The 1,078-nt window shown below is 61.8% G+C and carries 1 protein-coding gene; it reads right to left on the bottom strand.

Annotated elements, in window-relative coordinates; translation table 11 throughout:
* Window positions 1-1,078 (bottom strand): RHS repeat-associated core domain-containing protein (locus AC1D35_RS36350; RefSeq protein WP_477942879.1); only part of this gene is annotated, 1,078 nt, incomplete at both ends.

The following is a 1,078-nucleotide window of genomic DNA, read 5'->3' as shown; positions in this document are numbered from 1 at the left end:
GAAGAACCCCTAAAAACACGCCCACGGCCCCCCCACGGGCCGAGAACGAGGACGCGATGCCTTCACCAGCCGAAGCAGCCCCCCCAAACGCCCTGCTCAAAACTTCGCCCAGCGACTGGGTGACGTTCCCACTCAGCTGACCCCATTGATGCCCGTTTGGATCTGACTTATTGACGGGATCGTTTTCGGCATAGCTGTAGCGGTTGGTGCCGACGCCGTCCTTGGTCGGGTCCCAGTCGTCTGGCGAGATGAATCTGCCGAAGGCGGGGTCGTAGTACCGGGCATTGAGATACATCAGCCCGGTTTCGGGATCGAAGCGCTCGCCGATATAGCCCTTCTGGGTTTGCATCGCCGTGTTGGTGCGCTCGCCGAAGGCGGCATAACCGGTCTGTTCGACGATATTGCCGTTGGGTGCCCCCGTCACCAGCCTGACCGAAGCCAGGTGATCGCGATGCAGGAGGTAGGTGGTCTTCGTTGCGGCAGACAGGTTGGCGACGATCTTGGCGTCCGGATGCGGGTAGACGGTGTAGATATCCGTGCCCGGTGTCGAGCGGTCGATCTCGACGTCAGCATTGGGATAGAGCGTTGTACCGAAGGCCCAGCTCTTCTTCACCCGCGCTCCGTCAGGACCGTAGAGGTAGGTGACCGTGCTGCCGCCCTGGGTGACGGTGGACAGACGGTTCTCCACATCCCAGGTCAGCGTGCGGGTGCCGTCCGAGACCATATTGCCGTTGGCATCATAGCTAATGGTCTTTGCACCAATCTGCGTTGCCGCATGCGGGCGCACCGCTGTCGGCGCCGGATAGGTATAGGCGCCGATCCGGGTGCGGGACAGCAGATTATGATTGTCGGCATAGGCGTAGGTCTCGTCGAGAGCGTTGTCGCCGCCGTTGTCACCGCTCACCAGACGACCGAGCTGGTCATAGGAGTAGGTCCAGTTGTCGTTGGCCGTCAGCCCGGTGATGGTCTTGATGCGGCCGACATTGTCGCGGGTATACTGATTGTCCATCAGCACCGTCGTGCCCCTGGTCGTCGTCAGCCGCGTCAGCCAGCGCCGGGTCGGCGAATAGGTGAAGGT

Source organism: Rhizobium sp. P1_E6 (genome assembly GCF_056405875.1).
This window is presented reverse-complemented; position numbering and strand designations above follow the sequence as displayed.